This window comes from Ralstonia chuxiongensis, assembly GCF_024158925.1.
Taxonomy (GTDB): Bacteria; Pseudomonadota; Gammaproteobacteria; order Burkholderiales; family Burkholderiaceae; genus Ralstonia; species Ralstonia chuxiongensis.
Map to the genome: position 1 here is coordinate 35,230 of NZ_JAMYWC010000011.1, position 20,733 is coordinate 55,962.

The following is a 20,733-nucleotide window of genomic DNA, read 5'->3' on the forward strand; positions in this document are numbered from 1 at the left end:
ATATTCAATATATCTATAATCAGACTTATAAATCACTAACTTCTCATTCCCTCTCGGTCCGATCCTGGCGCGGCACCCCCGCCAGCTCCATCACGCACGCATAGACCCGCTTGCGCAGCCGGTCGTCACGTTCGGCTTGCTCGCTATCGTGGCGGACCACGTGCTCGATGATCGCGCCCCGCTGCCGCATGATCCTGTGCGTGCCCTGCTTCTGATCCAGGTATTCCTGCGAGTCCGCTCCCATCGTTTCGATCAGGAGACGGCCCGGCGCATCCGACGACCCCGCCGGCGCCGGCACCTCCAGCTCAAAATCCGCCCGACAATGTGCCGTCGTGCCATCGGCCAAAGTCACTTCGCTGTCGAACAGCGGTTTCTTGAGCGTGACGGTGACACCCCTCCTTTTGATCCCCTCCATTACTTTCAGAAGCAATGCAAGCGTGTGCCGTTCGTAGCTGCTGTCCAGCGGCACGGGTTGGAGCATATTGAAGGCAAGCTGGGCGAACGCTTCGCGCACCCGGGCGACGCCGTTGTCATCCCGATCGATAACGGCAAGCACCCAGTACGGCGGGTTCGCGAAATTCTGGTCGCGGCCGCCGATCCGAATCTCGCTTGCCGGCGCTACGACAACGGGCTTCCCCTTGATCAACTTGGTCGCGGCCGCTGCGGTCACCTGGTTCGCGACAAAGAGGAGATAGCCCATCCGCTTCTTCCCCTTGGGCCACTGCAGTTTGTCCACCTCAGCCATGAAATCGCCAGGCTTGATCCATGCGCGGGTCTCCATCATGTCCCAGAGCGTGAGCGCCTCTGTCACCTCTTCTTCAACGGCAAATTGCTCCAGGCGGTCCCAAGGACTCAGCCGCTTCTTGCCGGTGTCCAAGTCATCCGTGGAAAACGTACTGAAGCCGGCTTGATCCAACAGGGTGTAAAGGATGCGCCCGAGCTTGGGCAAACGGCGGCTCCGACTCTTACCACTACTGCTGCCCGCCTGACCGCTGGGGCGCTTGCCACCCGCTTCGTGGGCCTTATCGAGATAGTCCAGCGAGTTCCGGATCGGACGCAGCGCCCGGTGCTTGCCTGGCTCAGCCTGAGCATCATCCTCGTCCTCGGACGGATCGGTGCGAAAGGTTTTAAGCACACAGGTATGTGTGTCGCGCCCGACGATGCGCACAAAGTGCCGGGGTCCATCCCCTCGAATGCGCGCCGTCATCCGCGGCCAGTGCTCGGAGGCCTCCCCATCCCGGCAGTCGCACTCCAGCCAATAGCGAGGCTCCTTACCGTCGTGCATTTTGGCAAGGATGCCCGCAACGACCTGCGCGTCCTGCTCTTCGGCCTTCATGCCCGCACCGCAGTAGCGGCGGACCGACGCTGCCTCTTCTGAAGTAAGTTGGAGATTTTGGGGGTTCTTCTTTTTTTCAATCAACCGCATCGATCCCTATCCTTTTACCAGTTCAACATGCGGCCGGGCCAGCCGGCGCCGCCGATACCAACATACTGCATTTCGCCAGCTAACCGCCTGCGAGGGGCCGCCCGGCCCCCTAACTGAACGTAGCTACTTCAGCTTGGCTTCGATCGCCTTGAGTGTCTCCAGCGTCTCCAGTTGCGTGTTCTGCATCTGAAGTTGCGTGTTCTGCATCTGACGTTGCGTGTTCTGGATCTGCGCCAACAGTTGCGTATTCATAGCGCCAACCTGAGCGGACTGCGTCGCAGTCTCCGGTCGCTTGAGCGTGTCGGCTTGCGCCTGAGCGGCCTGAGTGGCCGTCATATCAACGCCAAGGGGCGCCTGCGCGTGGGCCACGCCAGTCGCGAGTGCAGCGCAGAGGCTGAGGCAAAGCGAGATTTTCTTCATTGTCGTTATCACCAAAAGAGAGCCAGCTCACGCCGGCAAAGTGGATTTGCGTTTTACCCAGTCCTGATCGGTATTCCCCATCGGCGCTACCACGTCGAGGCCGGCATCTTGGCTTCGATGGCCCGAAGCGTGGCGAGGATTTCTGTCTGCGTCGCCAACAGCTGGGCCAACATGCGGGTCATGGGGTCCAAGGTGGCGCCATTGGATTTTTTCTCATCGACGTCACCACCGCGCAAACGGTTCGGCACGCCGATGATGGACACCTCTGGTTCGTCCCGATCGTTCTGGGGTGGCATTTGCGCACGCGCAGCGCCGGCGATGACAACGTAGGTCGTGGAAATTGGTAGGGTCTCAGTCATGGTTCTATCGTCTGAATTTTTTGAGTCGCAGCGAGTTTCCTCCACCTGCTGCCGTCAGGCCCCGCTGGCGGTCTTGGGCCGCCGTTTGCGGGCTATCAAAAGAATCGACACAAGGCACAGCACCGTGGCAGCGACCACCCAAGCTCCCCAGCTCACGGTGGGCTGCAGCAAGGCACAGAACATTTGGTTCATCTCAGCGGGATACCTGGCAATGAGCGGCGCCAGTCCCATCAGAAACGCATAGGCCACCAGCACCAAACCGAACGCGGTGTGCTCGGCTTTCCATTCGCGGAGCAGCTCCTCATTGCTGATGTCACGGCACCCCTCTCCAGCGGCCCGCACGCCTGCGGTCCTTGCGCACTCATGCGTCCGGTCTTGCGATTGCACGTCCATGTACTCCCCCTGCAAGGTCTGATTGGCCGGCTACCAGCGCACGCGCTGATACAAGACGTTGTTCATGTAGATGTCGATCGCACGCGGGCTCTGCGCCTTCTGCCAGACAACCTGGTCGTACACGTTGACCGTCGTTCCGTCGTCCATGCCGCCCATCTGGAAGCGGCCGACCGGCTTTCCGACACAGGCGCGCAGCACGGATGTCGCGCCCTGTTGCGCCGTTCCCTTCAGGCTGTACCCATAGACACTGTTTGACGCCGGTTGGCCTTGCACGACGAATTGATCGACGTCGGCCGGCTGCAACGGCGCGGGGCACGGGTCAAACGGATCGTTGACCGGCACGGCGCGATTGCCAGTGGACTCCGCCTCTTCACAACGCGGGAATGGGCGACCGTGTGCGAGGTCGAAGTACAGTCGGTTGATCGGTTCTGGGCATTCGGCAACGCCTTTCGGGCCGCCGTTGGACGCGGGATTGGCCAGGCACAGCAGCACCTTGCAGCCGTAGTCGCTCGCGCTCGCGTAGCCCGAGGCCAGCAGCGCAGCGAGCGCGCCGATCCGGGCCAAGGATTGGATGGTCAATTTCATGGGATCAATGGGATAGAAGTCGTACAACGATCACGGTGGTCAGGCCGCACGCCGCAGCCGCGCTACACAGCCCCACCACAATGTGGTCCAGATAGCGGCGGATGCCTTTCGTTGAACGCGTGGCATTCGCGGTATCCAGCGCCTCGCGGACCACGCCCAGCAGCTGCGTGCGGGCTTGCTCCGAGGCCTTCAATGCGACGGCGCCGACGAGCATTTCTCGCGCGGCGCTGGCGTCCTTGACGGCGGCGGCCATCTGCAGGATTCGCTCGGTCAACAGGGTGTCGGCGCGGGCAACCTGTTTGTCGAACTTGAGCGCCGCGAACTCGCCGGCGCGCTCGATGGCCTCCCGCGCTTGCGGCACCACGTTGGACAGCACCGCCACGTCCTCGCGCAGCTTGTGCACGTCGCCGAGCAGTTCGGCCAGCAGCGCTTCTTGGGCAGAGGTTTCCACCATGGCGTTAGCGCATCAGCGCCGCAAAGACGCTATCGAGCTGCGCGTTCACACCAACCGCCAGTCGGCGATTCGACACCTTGCGCGCCAGTTCGGTCTTCTCCAGTGGTGACTGGGCGTTGTGGATCATGGCCTTGTAGTCCGTCGTGTCGGCCAACAAGTCACCAATCGTCATTGGACTATTGGCCAGCTTGCCGAACAACTCGCTCTCGTGGATGGCGGCCTCTTCACGCAGAATGAAGCCGCGATGCGTGGCATGGAAGTTGAACAACGACGCAAAGGACGCCTCCAGCGACGCTCGCGGGTCCACCCGGTTCAAGACAACGCGGATACGGTCACGCTCGATGCCGATGTCGTCAGACAATGCCTTGATGGTGGCCAGCGTGTCGCGCTCCTGTTTCGCGTCCGGCACCGTGGGCACAATGAACATGTCGAAGTCCTCGTGCGAGCCGCTGTAGCTCTTCATGCGGGTCACCAGGTCTTCCACATTCGATGCACCGATATCGACCACGGCCGTATCCAGTGTCATCAAGTTTTCCTGCAGCATGCCGAATTCATTGCCGCGCATGGTGGGTCCATCGTTGTCGTCCGCGTTGATGGACTCGATCGAGATCACCGGCGCATCGTCCATGCGGGGCGCCAGCAGATGACGCGCCACGGTGCTCTTGCCAACGTTCCCGGAATAACTGATCACTGCAACAATTTTTGCCATTGAAGGTTCCTCTACTGTTCTGAATTCAACGTGGATGTGGTCTCACCGGTCCATCTCGACGCCCGGTTCAACGGCGGCCCGCTCCGGGGCTTTGGATGCTTGATTGGGCTGGCCAGGTGCGGCAGGCTTGGTGCGGTCAACCTCCGGGCGCTGCGCCGAACGACGCTGCGCCATGGTCTTTTCTGAGACCTTCGGCGTCGGCAGGTCGACCTTCTTGTCCTTGTAGGCCGCGGCGCTGGCAATCAACTGATCGAACTCCTTGCGGCACTTGTCCTGTGTGGCCGCCGGCCATTCCGCGATCTGGCGTTCCAGGACCATGCGCGCGGCGGCGATGCCGAGGCTTTCCTTAGCCTTCGGGTCGGTGTTGTTGGCCACCGGTTCCGGCGCGGCGGTCGCCTTTGCGGGTTCGGACGTCTTCTCGGCACCCTCGGCTGCTTTGCCATCCTCCGCGTCCAGGCTGTTTTCTTTTTCCTGGCTGCGCTCGCCGGCGCTGATGCGCATCTCCTGCCTTGCCGCTTCCAACATCGCGCGGTCCTGCGCCTTGGGGCGGAAACCGGTCGACTTCAAGCCAGCCAGTTCCGCGGCGATCCAACCTCGGCGCCGAAACTCTTCATCGCCCTTGAGCGCCACGGTGCCCCAGTTCTTCGCCTTGGCCACCTCCACCATGTTCGCAAGCACAGTGCGGTCATTGCTCTTGGTGGCCAGCGAGCGCCCCTTGTCTTCAAAGTGCAGTTCCTGGGTCTTGCGGTCGACAAACTTGCCCTCGTGCGCGACATAGAGCGCAGCGACTTTCTGGGGGATCTCGTAACCGGTTTTCTTGAAGACAGGCTTGGTGCCTTCCTTGCTGACCAACTCACCGCCGGCGTTTTCCTTCCCTGCCTGCTCTTTTCCCTTGGTTGCGGAACGCACTTGCTCGGCCACTTCCTTCAGCATCGCTTCGGCGCGCGCACGATCGGTCTTGCGCGCGGCCTTGACCGCGACAAGATCCAGATCCGTCAACTTCTCGGCCACCGGCTTCTGTGGCTCATTGGCAGGCTTCTTGGCATTGGCCTCATTGGCCGCTTCGCCGACGTCCACCTTGTCGATCTTCTGCTCGACAGGCTTCTCCGGCGTTTCGTTCAGTTCACGGTGATTACCGCGCTCAGCTGACTGGTAGCGCAGCTCCAGCGCCACGTCGGTCGCGGGATCGATGAAGTCCGGCAGCGGGGCATCGGTGCCCGATTCGCGCCAGACATCGGCCGCGGCATACCAGTCGCGCTCGGCCAGGTCGCGCAACCCTTCCACAATGGGGTCCAGCTCGGCCCGTTCCTTGCGCCAGTCCACGGCGCTGAGTTGCGCACGTAGCTCGTCGGCCCGCTCCTTGATGGCTTCCGGGGTGTCGATTTCAATGGTGTTCATGCGGCAATCGCTCCTGCGGTGTTCAGGATCGCCATCACCTCGCCGAAGTACGGCATGGCGCCGCACAAGGCTTCGGTGATTTCGTCCTCATTGGTAAAGTCCGACGCCTGCAGGAAGGACAACTCGTCCGGTTCCACGGGCCGGCTGTCATCCACTTGCGGGACATCGAATCGGGGGGTATCTCGAAGGACGAGGGCCATCACCTCGTCGAACTCAGGCATCACCTGGCGCATTGCCAGCAGAATCTCGTCGGCATTGGCAATGTCGGAGGCTTGCAGGATGGCCAGCTCATCGGCCTCAATGGGGCGGCTGTCGTCCGTCTGCGCCGCGTCCTGCGCTGGCGACGCGTTCCAGTACGCCTGGAAATCGACCTGCGGCAACTCGATGCTGCCCTCGCCACGCGTGAGGAACGCGTCTTCCAACTGCTCCTTGGTCGGCATCACGTCCTCTCCCAACGCGGCGATCGACGGGCTGACCTCTTTCAAGCGATCAATGAAAACCTTGTGCTTGTAGAAGAGCGCCTTCTCTGCCTGGATCGGCTTGCAGTTCTCCAAGGTCACGATGAGCTTCTCCTGTCCCATCTCCTTGAGTTCCTGCGGCAGCATCAAGGCGCGCTTCTGGCCCGATTCGCTCTCACCGGTGCTGTTCGACTTTGCGCCGCGGTTGCGGCTCTTGGAGCGAGCAATGGCCGTGAAGTACCCCAGCATCTCGGAGTATTCGTTGGCGTCCTTCTGCTCACGAGGCGGATACAGCAGGTGGGAGCCATGGTTGGTGATCAGCGTGCGGGCGCCCTGCTCCCCATAAACCTCGGTCGCCTGCGCCACGGTTTGGATGACGGTGGCCAGGCGCAAGTCATAGCCGGCCATATAGCCGTTGGCCTGCGCGATGATCTCGATCTTGCCTGGCGCCGTGAATTCGTCATTGAGCAGCAGACACTGGTACTTGAGTTCCGGATTGTCGGCAGGCAGTTCGCGCAGGTTCACATTGACCAGCTGCGAATAAAACAGGTTCACCAGCAGCTGCGCGGAGGCCTCGGCAAGCTTGCCCGGTGCGATCCCGACATAGATCGTCATGCGGCGCTTGCGCACGTCAGCGAGATCGAAGTCTGACTTGCTGGTGGCCGCCTCCACCACCGGATCGGTAAAGATCTGCAGCGGCGCGTTGAACGTCGACAACACGTTCCCCAACGTCGTTTCCGGCTGGTTCAGGAAGCGATTTAGCGCGTCAAGACATCGCCACGTCAGCGGCGGGAGATCCGTGTCCGTGCGTGTGCGCGCCTCCAGGATGCCCTTGAGGTATTCCTTGATCGGCTTACCCTTGCCCGAACTCTGGCGCAGGATCTCGCCCAACGTCACCGGCATGCCAGGCGTTTCGCGCAGATACAGCGTCAAGCCGAGAAACAGGCTACGCGCGTTATCGTTGAAGAACCGAGCGCGGGGCTCGACCTTGGCCGGGTACAGCGCGTCGCCGATCGACATAATGTCGCCGATTTGCAGGTGTTCTGGGCGCTGCCACACCGCATCGAAGACGTTCCAGCAGTGCGTGTGGCCCGTCTCGGAGAACGGCGCCCACAGGTACACCTCCTGGCCGTTGCGCTGACGGTAGAGCGACGTGTATTTGAAGTTTTCTTCCTTCACGTCCAGCTGCACGACCGAATGCGGGTAGTTCAGCAGGTTGGGGATCACGAAACCGACACCCTTACCCGAGCGCGTGCCCGCGGCCAGCAGCACGCCCTGCTGGCCGTGATAGATCAGTGGTCCCAGCTGAGGGTGCCAGCCAACAATCAGACCGGGATAGGCTTTCTGACTCATTGATCTTGCCCCACCAAGCCAGACTTGCGGATCTCGGCCAGCGTCGCAAAACGTGCGCTGCCGTGCAGTTCACGGTCTTTGCGCAAGCGTGCCAATGCCACGGCGATGAACACGAAGGGCACCGCCGTGATGGCGGCAGCGACCAGGCTGCAGACGCCCAACGCCTGCTTGACCGGTTTCACGTCCGCATAGAACTGCCAATAGCGGTAGAGCGTGGTCACGCCCACCACCGAATCCGGCAGCTTCTGCAGCTTGGCAAACAAGGTGGCGCCCGCGAGTTGGCCACCGATCGCAAATCCGCCCACCAGGACCAACCCAGCGACCACTGCAACGATGATTTGCGGCGTTTTCATGCCACCCCCCGCTGCAGCTTCCACTTCTCGACCGGATCGAAGTACAGCTGCGTCATGCGCTTGGTCTTCTTGTCCATGAAGGCCACCACGTCGATGGTGCGTTTGACCTCTGCCAGAATGAAGTTCCAGTCCAGGGTCATCCCAACCGGGCTTTGCTTGATCAGCGTGGCAATGCGCGCCAGCGCCGAGATGCAGTCGTTGGCATGCACCGTGGTCATGCCGCCCTGGTGACCGGTATTGAGCAGGGTCAGGTAGTCCCAGGCCTCGTCGCCGCGCAGCTCGGACAGGTACACCCGATCGAACATCATGCGCAGGGTCGACTTGACCAGTTCCCGGGCCGGCAGCGCGTCGCTGAAGAACAGGTGTGAGCGATTCGGGTGATACGGCAGAGACAGCTCGTGCGTGTCCTCGATCGTGCAAACGCACGTTTCTGTCGGCACCAAGTCGGCAAGCGCCTTGGTGAGCGTGGTCTTTCCGGAGCCTGTGCCGCCCACCAACACGATGTTCTGGCCGTTCAGCACCGCCAGTTCAAAGAAGCGCCGGATGTCGCGCTGCTCCTTGGCGACCATCATTTCCCGCTCAAAGGGCTCTAACTCAACTTCGACCGGCACGGTCTTGTGCGGTGAGACGTCTCGATAGTCCTCGAACGTCCCAAAGTCGATCAGGTCATCGATCGAGTACCGGTTCTCGCTTGCGATGCGCACGGTCAGGGAAACGGTGTTGGGCTCGCAGGCCGGTGGGATCACCACCTGGCCACGCTGTCCGGCGGGTAGTTCCACCGACTTGAGCGGGTCTTGCTCGGTTATCGCCCCCTTGCCCCGGTTGAAATTGACTAGGGTGTTGGCCAGCTTGCGGAGCAAATCGAGCGAACCTTGAGGCGCTTCATGGCGTTGCCATCCGGCATGGCTCCGGGTCCAGATCTCGCCTGGGCGGTTCACCCTAAGGTCGGTGACGCCTGCAGTGGCAAGCAACTCTGCAATGCCAGTCTGCTTGAGCAGGCTTCGCACCGTGGTGGATCTATCGTGTTCGTGCACGGCAGTCATTGCGCACCTCCCGACACAGACGGCAAGGCCGACACCAGCTCGTACTGCTTGCTGAAGTCGATGTCGCGCGCCACGAAGATGTTGATGATGGCGCCCTGGTTGGCGTAGCCCGTCGGCGGGATGTTGATGGTGTTGCGCAACGTCTCGGCCGCCAGGCTTTGTGTCGCCTGCGTTGTATTGGACAGGTTGATGGTCGTGGAGCCGCCCGAATTCCGGGTCTGATTGGAAACGGCCTGCCCAAAATCACTGATCAGCGCCACCATGGCCGCCCCGCCGAAGCGCTGCCAGAAGTGGTTGTCGACGAAGGCTTCCATGCCACTGGCGCCCAGCGCATCCGTGACGGGCGAGTCGAGCGGCACGGTCACTGAGCCGTCATCGATGCGGGTAAAGAGTGCAAAGATTCGCGCCTGACCTTGCAGCAGCGCCGAGCGCTGCTCGCCGGTCACCTCAGCGCCCTTGCGCAGCAGCAGCGTGCTGCCGTCCGCGCTGTACACATCGCGCATCAGCGAACACGACGACATACCGGGATAGGTGGTGACGGTCTTAGTGCCCATCGCGCACGGGAGCATCGTGCCGCGCTTGAGAAGGTAACGAAGGTCAGGCAGGAAGCCGGCACGGACGACGCCGGCGCGCGAGTTGGCCGAAGGTGTCAACTGCTCGTCCAGAGCGTTCTTGCCAGCGCCACCCAGGGAGGTCGAAGGTTGAACGCTCAACGCGCCACCCTCGCCTTCCGTCGGCGACGCTTGTCCCTTGCGTTGGGACAGCACGGTCACGTTGCCGGCTAGGCGGCGCTCGTCCGGTGTCTCGACGTGCTGTTGAGAGCCATTGCTGGGTGTGCCGGCGGTGGGCTGAACATTGCCCCCTGCGTTGCTCCCGTTGCCAGGCGTGCCGAAACTGTTGTCTGCCTGGGCGCCAGCCGGCGTGGCCAGCCCTCCCGGGCCCAAGGCACCGGCAGTCGCCCCCTTCGTCATCGCTTCCTCTTCCTGGATTCGTTTCTTCTGCGCTTCCAGATCGACGTTGTCCTGATTGGCGCGGGAGGTCTCCTTGGGCTTTTTGCGCTCGGCCTCCTTCTCCGCCAGCTTCATGTCGGTCAGCCGTTTCACGAACAGCGCTGTGCCGCCGATTGCCATGGCCAGCATGAGCACTACCACGACCAGGATCACCAGCTTCTTGCTGTTGGTCTGCTTCTTACCTCGGCGCACCGAGGGGATGCCGCGCTCTTCGGCCGGCGCGGGATGGATTGCATTGGAATCAGTCATGCGCTTATCCGAATTGAGAGGTCGGCAGTCCGTGGCGCAAACTCATCCGCTCCAAGCGGATTTCGCCATCGGCCGGCGTGTTGAAGTGTTGGCGCAGCATCGTGGCGACTGCAGCGCGGTAGTGATTGCGGAAGCCGAAGCGAATGCCCATCCAGGCCATCCCGACAACCTGCAACACCATGAACATGGCGCCGTACGGCAAGAGCGAGCGCATCCAGCTCGTCACGGCGGCCGGATCGGCACTGAGCAGGTTGCGGATCACGGCGGTGTGCGCACCTGGCTCCAGGAGTGCTAGCGCGATTGCGCTCCAAGCCATGCCCAAGGTCAGGCCGACGAGGAGCCAGCAAGCGCCCACCACCGCAACCTTCCCGACATTCAGCAGCTGAGCCACCGCACAGCTGCCGTCGTGCAAGGCCAGGCACTGGATGGCCGCATACTCGGCATCGGTAATGACGCCCACCTTGACGTCGTTGATCCGCACGCTCCATGCAAAGGGCGCGTTGGCTCTCCCTCGGCTCGCCAGGCGTGTGTCCACCAGCTTGAACAGGAGGTGTCCCAGCAACACTGTCGCGAGTAGGATGGTCACGGCTACAGCCAGGCGCAGCGATGCGCCGAAGACATAGACGAACCCCAGTGAGGCCAGCACGGCGGGCAGCATCAGGACTACCCAGCGCTTGAGTACGTTCTGTATCCCGGTCATTCAATGTTCCTTCGTGAGACGCACCGTGCCGGGCACCGTCGTGCCGGCGGCGTTGTAGTGGCCCTCCGGGGAGTAGCCATCGTTGCGGATGCCCAGCACCGAGTTGCCCAAGCGCGCCAGGAATTCGCGGGCAACCTCGTGAACCACGATCGTGTCGGCTTCCATGTGATACGCCGGCAACGCTTCGGACCCATCCGCACGCTTGACGAAGATGCGCGGCAGATCCCGGGCCGTCGCATAGCGGAAGTAGGTGAACGTGCCGTCATCCCACGCGGCCGTCGGCGCCAGTTCGGTATGGCCGCGCATCTGGTACGCCGCGTTGCGTGGCTTGGTCGTGCCCTGCACGCGTTGCGCCACCGCGGCGACCTGGGCGCGCTTGCGCGCGTCGTCTGCCGATGCGCGGGCCCGCGTATCCGGGTAGTCGAACTTGAGCACCCACGTGGCTGGCACGCCGCGCGTGGCCGTCACCAGGTCAAAGCTGTACGTCCGGCGATTGGTGACCACCATCAGGTTGGTGTCTGGGCGCTTGGCTGCGCGCTTGAGCAAGATCCAGTTCTTGTTGGCCGAGACGTTCCAGGCCTTGCCGTCCCCCATGCCGGCACCGTCGTCTTCGATCGTCTCGCCGGGTTCGAGCTGCAGCATGATGGCTTTGCCAGGCGTGGTGGCTACCTCATAAACCTCGTTGGGGTCATACACCGCGCACTGGATGTGGGTCTCGAATCCGCACGCACCAGGAATCACGCGCGCAGCTGCTGGCATCGCCGCCAAAGCGAGGGCGGCGGCAGGAATCCAATGTTTCATTGCTGACCCCCTTGCTGCGTGCCGGTGTCCTCGCCACTGCGCGACCAGTCACGTGTCACGGTGTAGCTGGTGGCTTTCCAACCCGTCGGGTTGATGTCCTGCAGTTCCCTCTTCTCTGGGATGTTGTCGTGCCGGTAAGTGATGGTGGCCACCCAGTACGTGGTCTCCGGCTTGATCGCCGCGTTGAGCGGCACGTACTTGCGCGAGAACATGACCTGAGCGGTCGAGCCGACAAAGCTGATCGCCCCGACCTTCGGAATGACACGCGCGTCTGCTTTGAGCACCTTGAGAGGGGAGTGATCGCCGCGGATGAAGTTGTCGTACAGCTCGCCTTCTTGCTCCGAACTCATTGCCTTCACGGCGTCGTGCATGTCCTGGATCGTTTCCCAGTCGTAGCCTTCGCGCCGCTCGACGTACTTGCGCAGGTCGGCCCGGTCTTCCTTCTCCGTGAAGCTGACCTTGCCGTCTGCTGCGGTCGGCAGCACGTCGACCTTGCCCGTCGCGTTGTCGACACGCAGCACCGGCGGCGGGTTGGGCCGCTTGACCACCACCACAGTCGCCATGCCAGCCACCGCGACAATCGTGATGGCGCCCATCCATTTGACGGCTCCCACCGCCACATCGGTTATCCGGTCACGGGATTCGACGCGCGACTTCGCCAGTTGTTTGGTCTGCTCCAGATACCACTTGCCAAGCTCCAGGTCATCGACCTGCGGCATGGTGATCGCGCCGGCAGCTGAACCGCCTTGGAGCTTGTTTTTAATTAGTTTGAACATGCCTGCTCCTTACTTCGACAGTGTTCGGTTGATTGGCTGCCATGCGCCGGATGGCTGTGGCGCTTCGGGAGCGCTGGCGCAGGCGGCCAGAAGCGCCGCCAGCGAAATGACGATGAGTGTTCTCATTGGAGAGTCAGTCGAAAAAGTTGGATGAGGAGCTGTGCCGCGTCCGATCACGGCAGTCGCGGAGGGCCTTCTCAGCCTCCCGTCGTCGGCTGGGCACCCGACGTGCCATGCATCGAGCCTCCACTGCCGCCCTTGCCGCCACCGCCCTTCATGAGACTGCGGATAGCCTGCATCGCACGCGCCGCCTGGCCGATCTTGCCGACCATGCTGGAGATGCCGACGCCGCCGGAGAGCTGAGACGCAAGGCCCGGCAGGTTGAGCGAGATGACAATGAAGGAAACCCCCATCAACACGATCTTGATCAGCGACCCCAGGGTGGCGTGGTTGGGCGAGATCGATTGGGCAAACCGAATCTCAATCAAGCCTGCGGCCGAAATCAGTGCGACGAGGAAGCCATAACTGAGGCATTGCCCAATCCATGCCTCGCAGAACCGACGTGTGGCTGGGAACAGCGCCGCGCCGATAAACATCGGCCCAAGTGCCAACAGCAGGCCAAGCGCGAATCTCGACAAGATGATGTAGGCCGCAGAAATCGACATGAATGGCATGCCGAAGAGCAGCGTGATCGCGATGTAGACGATCGCATTGAGGGTCTCTTCAATGCCGTCGGCCGCCTTAAAGATCTCCCACATGACCTGCGCATAGGTCGTTGCCAAGGAGTCGATTGCCGCGCCAGTCGAAGTGTTGCCGCACAGTGCGCGTGCGATGTCGTCACCCAAGCCGTTGAAGAACGGAACGACGTACTGGCTGTAGTAACCAATGTTCATTCCGAACGTCAGCACCACCGCCCACCCCACCATGCGCTGAATGAAGTCCGGCACTGGCTCGTGGCTGTGGCCACGCCAGTAGGACACCATCACCAGCATCACGTAGATGGAGAAGCCGACCGCCATCAGCGGCGTAATGAGCGTGATGATGTTGGCTGAACCGGTGTTAATGACACCCAACAGGTTGTTGTCGAAGTCATTGAACATGTCGGCAAAGACCGTCACCTGCAGGTTTCCACTATCTGCCATGTGTCACTCCCGTTTGGCCTTACATCCGCTGCAATTCAACCGGGCCGACCACCGTCATGGCGAAGTACCCGGTCTTTGTCACGAATGGCTTTTCCTTGGCGCCATCAGACCACCCGGCAGGTACGCTAATCAGTGCCAGCGCCTTGGTCTGCAGTCCGATCGGTTCCACATCCACCGCGTGGTGGGTCAGTCGTTCAAGATCGGCGCGCGTAAAGGGCCGCACTTCCTGCAAGGTGCGATCACCGCCCAGGAGCATTGATGTCCTGGGACGTCGCCAGTGGTCGTGGCTGAACTCGAACAACTGGTATTCCTGACCTTCCTTGGTGACCTTGAGCAACGGCATGACTTGACCGCTGTTCTTGGTGACGTACCCATAGGTCCCGATCAAGTCATCTGTACTGGGCGGTTTGCTCGCCGTGGTGGGTGAACGGTCGCACCCACCAAGGACGAACAGCGTTGCCAGCAGCGCGAGTACGAGACGCCTCATTCCGTTTCTCCGAGAAACTTCCGTTTGAATTCGCTCTCGTGCTTGCCGTCGCCATTCCCAGCACGGCCGCAACCGCTCAACGCGGTGCACACAACCAGAAGAACAACCATCGCTCGGCGCATCATTTGTCGGCCCCCAAGAAGTTGCTCTTGAATTCGCGGTGGCGTTGCTCCTGTGCCAGGCGCAGCTCTGTCTCCTGCAGCTGGGACATCAGGTTCAGGCGGGTCTGCTCGTTCTGGACCATGGTGTATTCAGCAGACCAGCGGTTCTGCAGATCGGCTTTGGCTGCCGGGTCCTGGGTCAGGTTGGACTGCTGCATGAGCGACTGGATGTTGTTCAGACGCGAGAGCGTTGCGCTGTAGGCCTGCATCGTCATGGCCTTGTTGGCAGCGAGCGTGTCGTAGTAGCGCTGCTGGCCGGCCGTCGACGCACCAGTCAGCCCCTCGGACTTCGCGATCTCCTGGGCCGCGTTGGAGATGCCGTTCAAGCGACCACTTTTGACCTGGTCGTAGACGGCCTGCCATTGGTCCGGCAGATAGCTGCGCAGCTTGGGGTCGTTCAAGATGTTCCCGTAGCCGCGGTTGCCAGTCAGCGCGTCGTACTGGCTCTTCATCTGGTTGAGCTGCTGCATCAGGTTCTGCACCATCAGCATCGCCTGCGCCAGGTTCGACACGTCGAGCACAGGAATACCCGTGGCATGCGACGTGGACAGGCACAGGGCGCTCGCGATCGCCACGACGGTGCGCCGCGCGACCTGTTGAAGCGGACGCTTGCGGGTGAACAGCCATGACAGATTCGGGGTGAGGGACATGCCCTGCCGCGTAGGCACGCAATAAGATTCTTGTCGTTCCATTGTTTTCTCTTCCGGTTGTTGAGAGGACTAGGTGTCGCTCCCCCTTACGTTCGATTTCTTATGAAGGCTCGCTGCTACGCTGCGCGGCGGTGTTCGGCGTCGTTTGCACTGCTGCGCTGCTCACGGCGGGCCCGCATGGCAGCTTCGAGCTTCGGTCTCCAGATCGACTCGTCGTTGCCGCACTCGGCCATCAGCTTCTTGCGGGTCTTGGCCTCGAACACGCGGTCCTGCAGAATCGGTAGCCACACGTCTGGGTTCTCGCCCACTTCTTCGATCACTTCGTCGAGCAGCTTGTTGTTCTCCTTGTTGCCGGAGAGCACCACCATCTCGTCCTCGAACCCGTGGAGGTCCAGCGTCGCAAAAGCTGACTGGTTGCTCTGCTTGATGAGGCACGTACGCGAGTTCTTGGAGAGGCGCTTGAACTGCGCGAACTCCTTGGCTGTCATGTTGGTGCGCTGATAACTGCTGAATTCCGCTTCGGGGTCTGGCATGAAGATCTTGGTTGCGGTCTGGCTGCGAATCTGCGGCCAGATGTCGCTTGCCATGCCCTGCTCCGGCTGTTGCGACACCAGCACCAGGAACTCGCCCTCCTTGCGCCCGGCGCTGAGCACCTTGGCCATCTCTTCTCGCGTGCGCTTGAACTTGATGGGCGCCCAGTACTCTTCGATGATCGACATCATCAAACCGCCTTCCTGCTGCATTAGCGCCTTGAGGTGGAACAGGTACGCGAACAGCGGCTCCGACGGCGCGTAGTCGTCAACCAGGAACTCCGTCACGTCGAAGCACACATGGCGTTGTTGGGTGACGTCGACCAGCGACCGGGGACGGTTGTCGAACATCCATGCGAGCGGACCGTCTTCGGCATGGCACCATTGGCCGAGGCGCACATACAGGCTGTCGCCACCCAGGTTCGTGATCGACTCAAGCAAGCGGCTGAAGGTGCGCTGCGACAGATCTTCCAGGGCCATCACGGTGTCAACGGCATCCTTGATCTGCTTCTTTTCTTCGGCAGTCAGCTTGCCGTTGGCATCGCGCCCGCAGATGTTGACCAGGTCATACAGAAACTGTCGGTTGTACCCAGTGTCTGGTAGCTCAAACGGTGCGAGCCCAGTTGCAACGCCGCGCTGCAACGAGATGTAAGTGCCCCGCAGCATCTTGAAGAAGATCTTCATGCCGCCGCCGTAGTCCAGGCCAAACAGCATCGGATCAAAGCGCATGAAGAACGAGGCAACGGCCAGTTGCAGGGCGGTCTTGCCGACACCGGTGGCGCCGTGGATGACGGCGTGGCCGGCGATCTTTTCGCCGACGTTAACTTCGTCCTCGCGCGTGGCGTGGTAGTTAAAGCTGTAGAGCTTCTTCGAGACCGTCTGCAACGGCATCACGGCCGTGCCATCGCCGATTGGATTGCCCTTGGACTTGCCAGCCGAATAGTCGTGGACAGAGAACGTCGATGCGAGGTTGCGCGAACTCTTGAGCATCGGCCGCGGCAGAGTCTTCGCGCCCGGCACCTGGCTGAAATAGGTGTACGGCGCGGAGGCGGTCGCTCGGACCCAGCCGACACCGCATTCGCCCTTGGACCGGACCTTGACCAGCTCGCCTCGGTCGATGGCTTCCTTGGCTGTGTCTCCGTAGACGACCAGCGCGCCGTGGTATTGGCCAAATGCCAGTTCGTTGGCAGTGATCAAGGCCTGGGCATCTTTAAGCTCGACAAGCTGTTTCTGAGCCTTGTCGCCCACCGATTCCAGCTTGTTGATCTGGCCCTCGATCGACTTGTCGGCGCCGGCGGCAGTCAAGCATCCAAACGATTGGGTGATGGTGAATTCCGCATCCAGGGTGAGCAACGGGTTCAACTGGCCCCAGCCGCTCCTGGGAAAATCCTTCAAGTCGTAGCAGGTCGCAAACTTCTCGGCGGTGTCGGTGCGGATGACGAGCAGGTCATAGCCGAAGTGCAACCACGAATCGGGAATCTGCTCATAGCCCGGTGCGGCAGTCACCGGCACCGCCACATCCGTCCCGTTGACGAGTTCACCAACGAAGCGGAACGGCTCAGAGAACGGCAGACCATTGCGTTGGTAAGTCTCCAGATACTCGGGGTCGTAGTCACGCAGTGACTTGATCGCCTCGTCGCCCAGCTGCTCAATCGCCTTGAGGCCATCATCAAAGTCGTCGTACTTCAGGATCAGCGACAGGTAGAACGAGTTCTCGAAGTAGTTGCCGTTGTGGAAGCGCGTCAGGTACTTCGCCGTGAAGTCCGCCAGGAACTGCGATTGAAATTGATAGGTCTGGCGGAATGAAACCTTCCGGCGCTTGAACGTCGCCCACATCGACAGGTTGTTACCGTGGTCGCGACCGATCCCTGCATAGAAGCCGCTCAGGTTGTCGAACAGGCTGGTGAGCAGCGCGTCGCTTGCAGACTCGAACGGAATGCCGGTCAAGCGCATGCTGAGCATCATCCGGCCGTCTTCGTAGTGGGTGACGCGGGGCGTGATGGGCATCTCGATGCGAGGCAGCCACGCCTCGATCGGTGGCACCTTGCCAAAGTTGCTGGTCAGTCGTGCTTGCATGGTCAAATCCTTATTGGGCGCGCTCGGCGGGCGCCTTGCGGAACGGCCGGCGGAAGACGCTGAGGTGTTGGCCGTAGCGAATCGGCGCCAGGGTCAACGTGCGACCGAACATGCGCCATGAGCGCCGGCGCAACACGCAAAGCATTTCGAGCCACAAAATGCGCAGTGCCTGGTCGTCGGTCTCGCACGTCTTGCGGAGGAACAAGAGGATCGGCACTGCCAGAGCGCCAAAGAGGAGCCCACCGGGGCCCATGAGGACACCGGCGAGCAACGCGACGAAGACGAACGTGCCGGCCACGATCAGCAACGGGATCAATGGGACGCCCCAGAGCATCGCGACCCGCCCGAGGCCCGCATAGGCCGAGTACTTCTTCGGCTTTTCCGTCATGGCTTAGCTAACGAAGAGGTTCCAGGCCCAAGGCGCGATCACAACCACCGCGCCGACACCGGCCACCTTGGCGACTGCCAAACCGAAGTCGGCCCATCGCGCTTTGTCGCTCCACAGCTCCAGACCGACCCACAAGAGGTAGATCCCTGCGCAGATGCCACAGAAGCCGTAGAACCAGATCTTGAATGTGCTGGCCGCCTGTGTGCCGGAGTCCAAGCCACCGGCAAAGGCGGGTGCGCAGCACAGCAAACCGGCAAAGAGTGCTGCCATGACCACGTGATTTTTTGGGGGGGTCTTCACTACTTTCTCCTACGGGAATGCCGACGATGCGGCTGGTTTGAATCGGGGGGATTCACTGCGAGCGGAAGTCGCCAAAGGCGTCCCACTTCGCACGCGCTTTGGCGCTTTCGTCTTGTGCTGTTGCAGAGGATGTTTCGGGTGCGCCGAGAGGGGTCTGTCTCGCAGAGCGTGCCGGCGTGGGGTTGCTCGAAGCGCGTGTGGCCGGCCGATCCAACACAACGGGGATGGCCGGTACTGCAGCGATAGCCGGATTGGCCGAGGTCGCATTTGCCGCGGTTGCATTGGCGGCAACGCGTTGGACGTAGCTTGTGCCCCCGCGCTCCACCTGAAAGCCGCGATTGAAATTTCCGCTGTAGTAGCAGCTGATGGCGGCGTTCAGCGCCTTATCAGAACCGAGCTGCGTGCGCGCACGGTCGTAGCACTCTTGGAGGATGCGCGCGCCAGCCTGCAGGTTGGCGCAAGGATCGAAAGCGGTCTCGTAACTTAGACCGAAGCGCGGTAGGTGAGCCTTGTTGACTTGGCCCAAGCCCATGCTGAAGTTCAGGCCCTGGGACGCCAGCGCCTTTGCGGTCGCAACCGCTTCAGCGCGCGTCTTCGGTTGGCGAGCCAGATGGCCACCAACGACACCAATCGCATAGGGGTTGAAGCCGGATTCCGTGCGGACGACGGCTTGCAGTGTCGTCGGATGGACGCCGGGAGCGCATTGCTGCGCGAGCGTATTGAAGTCAACCATGTGACCTCACTTACGCACGTGCGTTTTCACAAGGCGAGCAAACGCTATAATGGGCGCAGCCATTTGAGCCTCTCACGGGTTTTACGATGGTCAGGCTGGCATTGGTGCTCGTAACACCGATGCTGGCCGCTTTTACGATTGGACTGTTCAGTCCGGTCCTTCTGCCCTCAGTTGCCAGACCTTGCCTTCAACCGCGATCGACAAGTTCTGACAGCTTTCGCAGTACTCATTCACAAACGACAGCGCATCCTCCAGATACCGCCAAGTCTTGGTTTTGCCTCGGTTTGTCTGGACCTGATACTGCTTTGTTGTTCGTTTGTCGGCATCAATCACGCTGACGGCGATAACCCACTTCCCCTCTTCTTTCTGAAGGTCCAAGAAGTAGTTGTTTGAGCCGGTGAGCGCCACAGCCGCCAGTTCCCTAAATGTGAAGTACATATCCCCTCTGCCAGTTGCACAGGCGTATTTTCCATGGCCTGAGCAGCAGTACGGGACTTTCGTCGCTGCATTGAGCAAATCATACATCGTTTTCGCTCTCGTGAAATCAAAATAATCATTTTGATTTCAAATTGAATGCGCTGCCGCCGGAAAGGCCGATGATCGCGCGATCGCAGCAGCCCGCTCCACAGCTGAGTCCCAAAGAGGGAAAGCAGACCGGCGCTCCAATGAGCTGCTCCTTCGACTCGCTAGGGTCCGTCGCAGCGGATCTTGCGATCCGCTGACAACGAGCGTCGAGCATATCGGCCGCCCCTGGCGTCCGCTATAGCACTTTTGTCCCGAGACTCAACGGCGAGGCAAACCACTTTGACGCAAACACCGCTACCCCCGCCCGGTTAGAGCAACCCATCTTGTCCATGATTCGGCTCAAGTGGTGTTTCACAGTGCTTTCAGACGCGCCGACCAGTGCAGCGATTTCTGCGTTGCTCTTGCCCTTCCCTATCCATTCCGCAATTTCGCGCTCCTTCTCCGTAAGGCTGGAAAGGCTTTGCGAAGCAACAAACCACTGCTTATCTGAATCCGCGATAGCGCGGACAAGCGCAGCGTGAAGGACCGGGGTGAGATAGCGCAGGGTGGCGTCAAGCCCTTGAGGGTCGATATCGGGTAGTCGATGAAAACTGAAATAGGTGCCGACGGAGTTCTTCTCGTCGAACATTGCATCGGCCACGGCATTGCGCAGATCATGTTTGGCGAATTTTGCGAGCCAAGTGGCATCGATATCAGGCCATGGCGCTCGGGTCTCGAAGTAGACCGGGCGGTGCGTTGCCAGCCACCGCCGCATCAAGGGTGTGTCAATACCGCCGGCAGAATTCTCGATGGCACGGAGATGCTCGATTGGGTAGTCGACCAGGACTATGTGATCCATGGAAACGCCGGCAGAAGTGATTCGTCCGTGTCCACATGCCAAACACGCGTGCCTTAACACGAGGCCAACATCATTGCGCGTCCATGCTTTGAAGTCGGCTATCGAATGAACATCTTCTGCAGCAATAGTGCAGCGTTCAATGGCGTTGGTTATCATGACTTACACACTGGTGGTTCACACAGAGCCGCCTGCCTTCGCCAGCAAATGCGAAGTCGCACTACGGCGACTCGCCCTCGCTTGGCGCGGATAGGCGTGTAATTCCCCCAGTTCGGGCTATACTGAAATCGCGGCCGACAGTTGATGGCCGTGATTGTGCTGCCCGTTTCGCGCTTCATGAGCGGCAGACGCTTGCGGAATAATTCCGCCTTCCCCGTATCTGTTCTTTGCGAACTGCGCCGCTTTCCCGCGACTTGTTA

Annotated in this window: 24 protein-coding genes; all 24 read right to left on the reverse strand. The window is 61.1% G+C overall.

What is annotated here, in order from left to right; all coding sequences use genetic code 11:
• Positions 1-43: 43 nt before the first annotated feature.
• The 24 genes from NKG59_RS25110 to NKG59_RS25225 all read right to left on the reverse strand — a co-directional run bounded on the left by NKG59_RS25110 (position 44) and on the right by NKG59_RS25225 (position 20,473).
• Positions 44-1,426, reverse strand: a complete 1,383-nt coding sequence (locus NKG59_RS25110; protein WP_253542809.1) for a hypothetical protein — start codon at positions 1,424-1,426, stop codon at positions 44-46.
• Positions 1,427-1,549: 123 nt separating this feature from the next.
• A complete protein-coding gene (locus NKG59_RS25115; protein ID WP_253542811.1) occupies positions 1,550-1,762 on the reverse strand; it encodes a hypothetical protein in 213 nt (70 codons plus the stop codon).
• 170 nt (positions 1,763-1,932) lie between these two features.
• A complete protein-coding gene (locus NKG59_RS25120; RefSeq protein ID WP_253542813.1) occupies positions 1,933-2,205 on the reverse strand; it encodes a hypothetical protein in 273 nt (90 codons plus the stop codon).
• Between the two features lie 54 nt (positions 2,206-2,259).
• Positions 2,260-2,598, reverse strand: a complete 339-nt coding sequence (locus NKG59_RS25125; RefSeq protein ID WP_253542814.1) for a hypothetical protein — start codon at positions 2,596-2,598, stop codon at positions 2,260-2,262.
• Positions 2,599-2,628: 30 nt separating this feature from the next.
• Positions 2,629-3,183, reverse strand: coding sequence for a hypothetical protein (locus NKG59_RS25130; RefSeq protein WP_253542816.1), 555 nt, complete (start codon positions 3,181-3,183; stop codon positions 2,629-2,631).
• Between the two features lie 4 nt (positions 3,184-3,187).
• Positions 3,188-3,637 (reverse strand): hypothetical protein, encoded by a 450-nt coding sequence (locus tag NKG59_RS25135; protein ID WP_167870987.1) that lies wholly within the window; start codon positions 3,635-3,637, stop codon positions 3,188-3,190.
• A 4-nt stretch (positions 3,638-3,641) separates the two neighbouring features.
• A complete protein-coding gene (locus tag NKG59_RS25140; protein ID WP_167870986.1) occupies positions 3,642-4,346 on the reverse strand; it encodes a ParA family protein in 705 nt (234 codons plus the stop codon).
• A 42-nt stretch (positions 4,347-4,388) separates the two neighbouring features.
• Positions 4,389-5,744 carry an LPD7 domain-containing protein gene (locus NKG59_RS25145; protein WP_253542818.1) on the reverse strand — a complete coding sequence of 452 codons (1,356 nt, stop codon included), beginning with the start codon at positions 5,742-5,744 and terminating at the stop codon, positions 4,389-4,391.
• Positions 5,741-7,555, reverse strand: coding sequence for a type IV secretory system conjugative DNA transfer family protein (locus NKG59_RS25150; protein ID WP_253542820.1), 1,815 nt, complete (start codon positions 7,553-7,555; stop codon positions 5,741-5,743). Before NKG59_RS25150 ends, NKG59_RS25145 begins: the two co-directional genes overlap by 4 nt.
• Complete coding sequence (locus NKG59_RS25155) at positions 7,552-7,908, reverse strand: hypothetical protein (protein ID WP_253542822.1); 357 nt, start codon at positions 7,906-7,908, stop codon at positions 7,552-7,554. The genes NKG59_RS25150 and NKG59_RS25155 overlap by 4 nt, the downstream gene beginning before the upstream one ends.
• Positions 7,905-8,951, reverse strand: coding sequence for a P-type DNA transfer ATPase VirB11 (gene virB11, locus NKG59_RS25160; RefSeq protein WP_253542832.1), 1,047 nt, complete (start codon positions 8,949-8,951; stop codon positions 7,905-7,907). Before virB11 ends, NKG59_RS25155 begins: the two co-directional genes overlap by 4 nt.
• Complete coding sequence (locus tag NKG59_RS25165; RefSeq protein WP_253542834.1) at positions 8,948-10,210, reverse strand: TrbI/VirB10 family protein; 1,263 nt, start codon at positions 10,208-10,210, stop codon at positions 8,948-8,950. The genes virB11 and NKG59_RS25165 overlap by 4 nt, the downstream gene beginning before the upstream one ends.
• A gap of 4 nt (positions 10,211-10,214) precedes the next feature.
• Positions 10,215-10,910 carry a hypothetical protein gene (locus tag NKG59_RS25170; RefSeq protein WP_253542841.1) on the reverse strand — a complete coding sequence of 232 codons (696 nt, stop codon included), beginning with the start codon at positions 10,908-10,910 and terminating at the stop codon, positions 10,215-10,217.
• Positions 10,911-11,711 (reverse strand): TrbG/VirB9 family P-type conjugative transfer protein, encoded by an 801-nt coding sequence (locus NKG59_RS25175; protein ID WP_253542843.1) that lies wholly within the window; start codon positions 11,709-11,711, stop codon positions 10,911-10,913.
• On the reverse strand, positions 11,708-12,487 hold the full coding sequence (locus NKG59_RS25180; RefSeq protein ID WP_253542845.1) for a VirB8 family type IV secretion system protein: 780 nt from the start codon (positions 12,485-12,487) through the stop codon (positions 11,708-11,710). Before NKG59_RS25180 ends, NKG59_RS25175 begins: the two co-directional genes overlap by 4 nt.
• Before the next feature lie 197 nt (positions 12,488-12,684).
• Positions 12,685-13,629 (reverse strand): TrbL/VirB6 family protein, encoded by a 945-nt coding sequence (locus NKG59_RS25185; RefSeq protein WP_253542847.1) that lies wholly within the window; start codon positions 13,627-13,629, stop codon positions 12,685-12,687.
• A gap of 19 nt (positions 13,630-13,648) precedes the next feature.
• The gene (locus NKG59_RS25190; protein ID WP_253542849.1) at positions 13,649-14,116 is read right to left on the reverse strand and encodes a hypothetical protein; all 468 of its coding nucleotides are present in this window, start codon (positions 14,114-14,116) and stop codon (positions 13,649-13,651) included.
• A gap of 121 nt (positions 14,117-14,237) precedes the next feature.
• Positions 14,238-14,927: a P-type DNA transfer protein VirB5 gene (gene virB5, locus NKG59_RS25195; protein ID WP_253542857.1), complete on the reverse strand. Its 690-nt coding sequence runs from the start codon at positions 14,925-14,927 to the stop codon at positions 14,238-14,240.
• Between the two features lie 116 nt (positions 14,928-15,043).
• Complete coding sequence (locus NKG59_RS25200) at positions 15,044-17,533, reverse strand: VirB4 family type IV secretion system protein (protein WP_253542859.1); 2,490 nt, start codon at positions 17,531-17,533, stop codon at positions 15,044-15,046.
• 10 nt (positions 17,534-17,543) lie between these two features.
• On the reverse strand, positions 17,544-17,921 hold the full coding sequence (locus tag NKG59_RS25205) for a VirB3 family type IV secretion system protein (RefSeq protein ID WP_253542861.1): 378 nt from the start codon (positions 17,919-17,921) through the stop codon (positions 17,544-17,546).
• Positions 17,922-17,924: 3 nt separating this feature from the next.
• Positions 17,925-18,221, reverse strand: coding sequence for a hypothetical protein (locus tag NKG59_RS25210; RefSeq protein ID WP_253542863.1), 297 nt, complete (start codon positions 18,219-18,221; stop codon positions 17,925-17,927).
• 52 nt (positions 18,222-18,273) lie between these two features.
• Positions 18,274-18,954, reverse strand: coding sequence for a lytic transglycosylase domain-containing protein (locus tag NKG59_RS25215; protein ID WP_253542865.1), 681 nt, complete (start codon positions 18,952-18,954; stop codon positions 18,274-18,276).
• A 147-nt stretch (positions 18,955-19,101) separates the two neighbouring features.
• Positions 19,102-19,479 (reverse strand): hypothetical protein, encoded by a 378-nt coding sequence (locus tag NKG59_RS25220; protein WP_253542867.1) that lies wholly within the window; start codon positions 19,477-19,479, stop codon positions 19,102-19,104.
• A gap of 235 nt (positions 19,480-19,714) precedes the next feature.
• Positions 19,715-20,473: a helix-turn-helix transcriptional regulator gene (locus NKG59_RS25225; RefSeq protein WP_253542875.1), complete on the reverse strand. Its 759-nt coding sequence runs from the start codon at positions 20,471-20,473 to the stop codon at positions 19,715-19,717.
• Positions 20,474-20,733 lie beyond the last annotated feature (260 nt).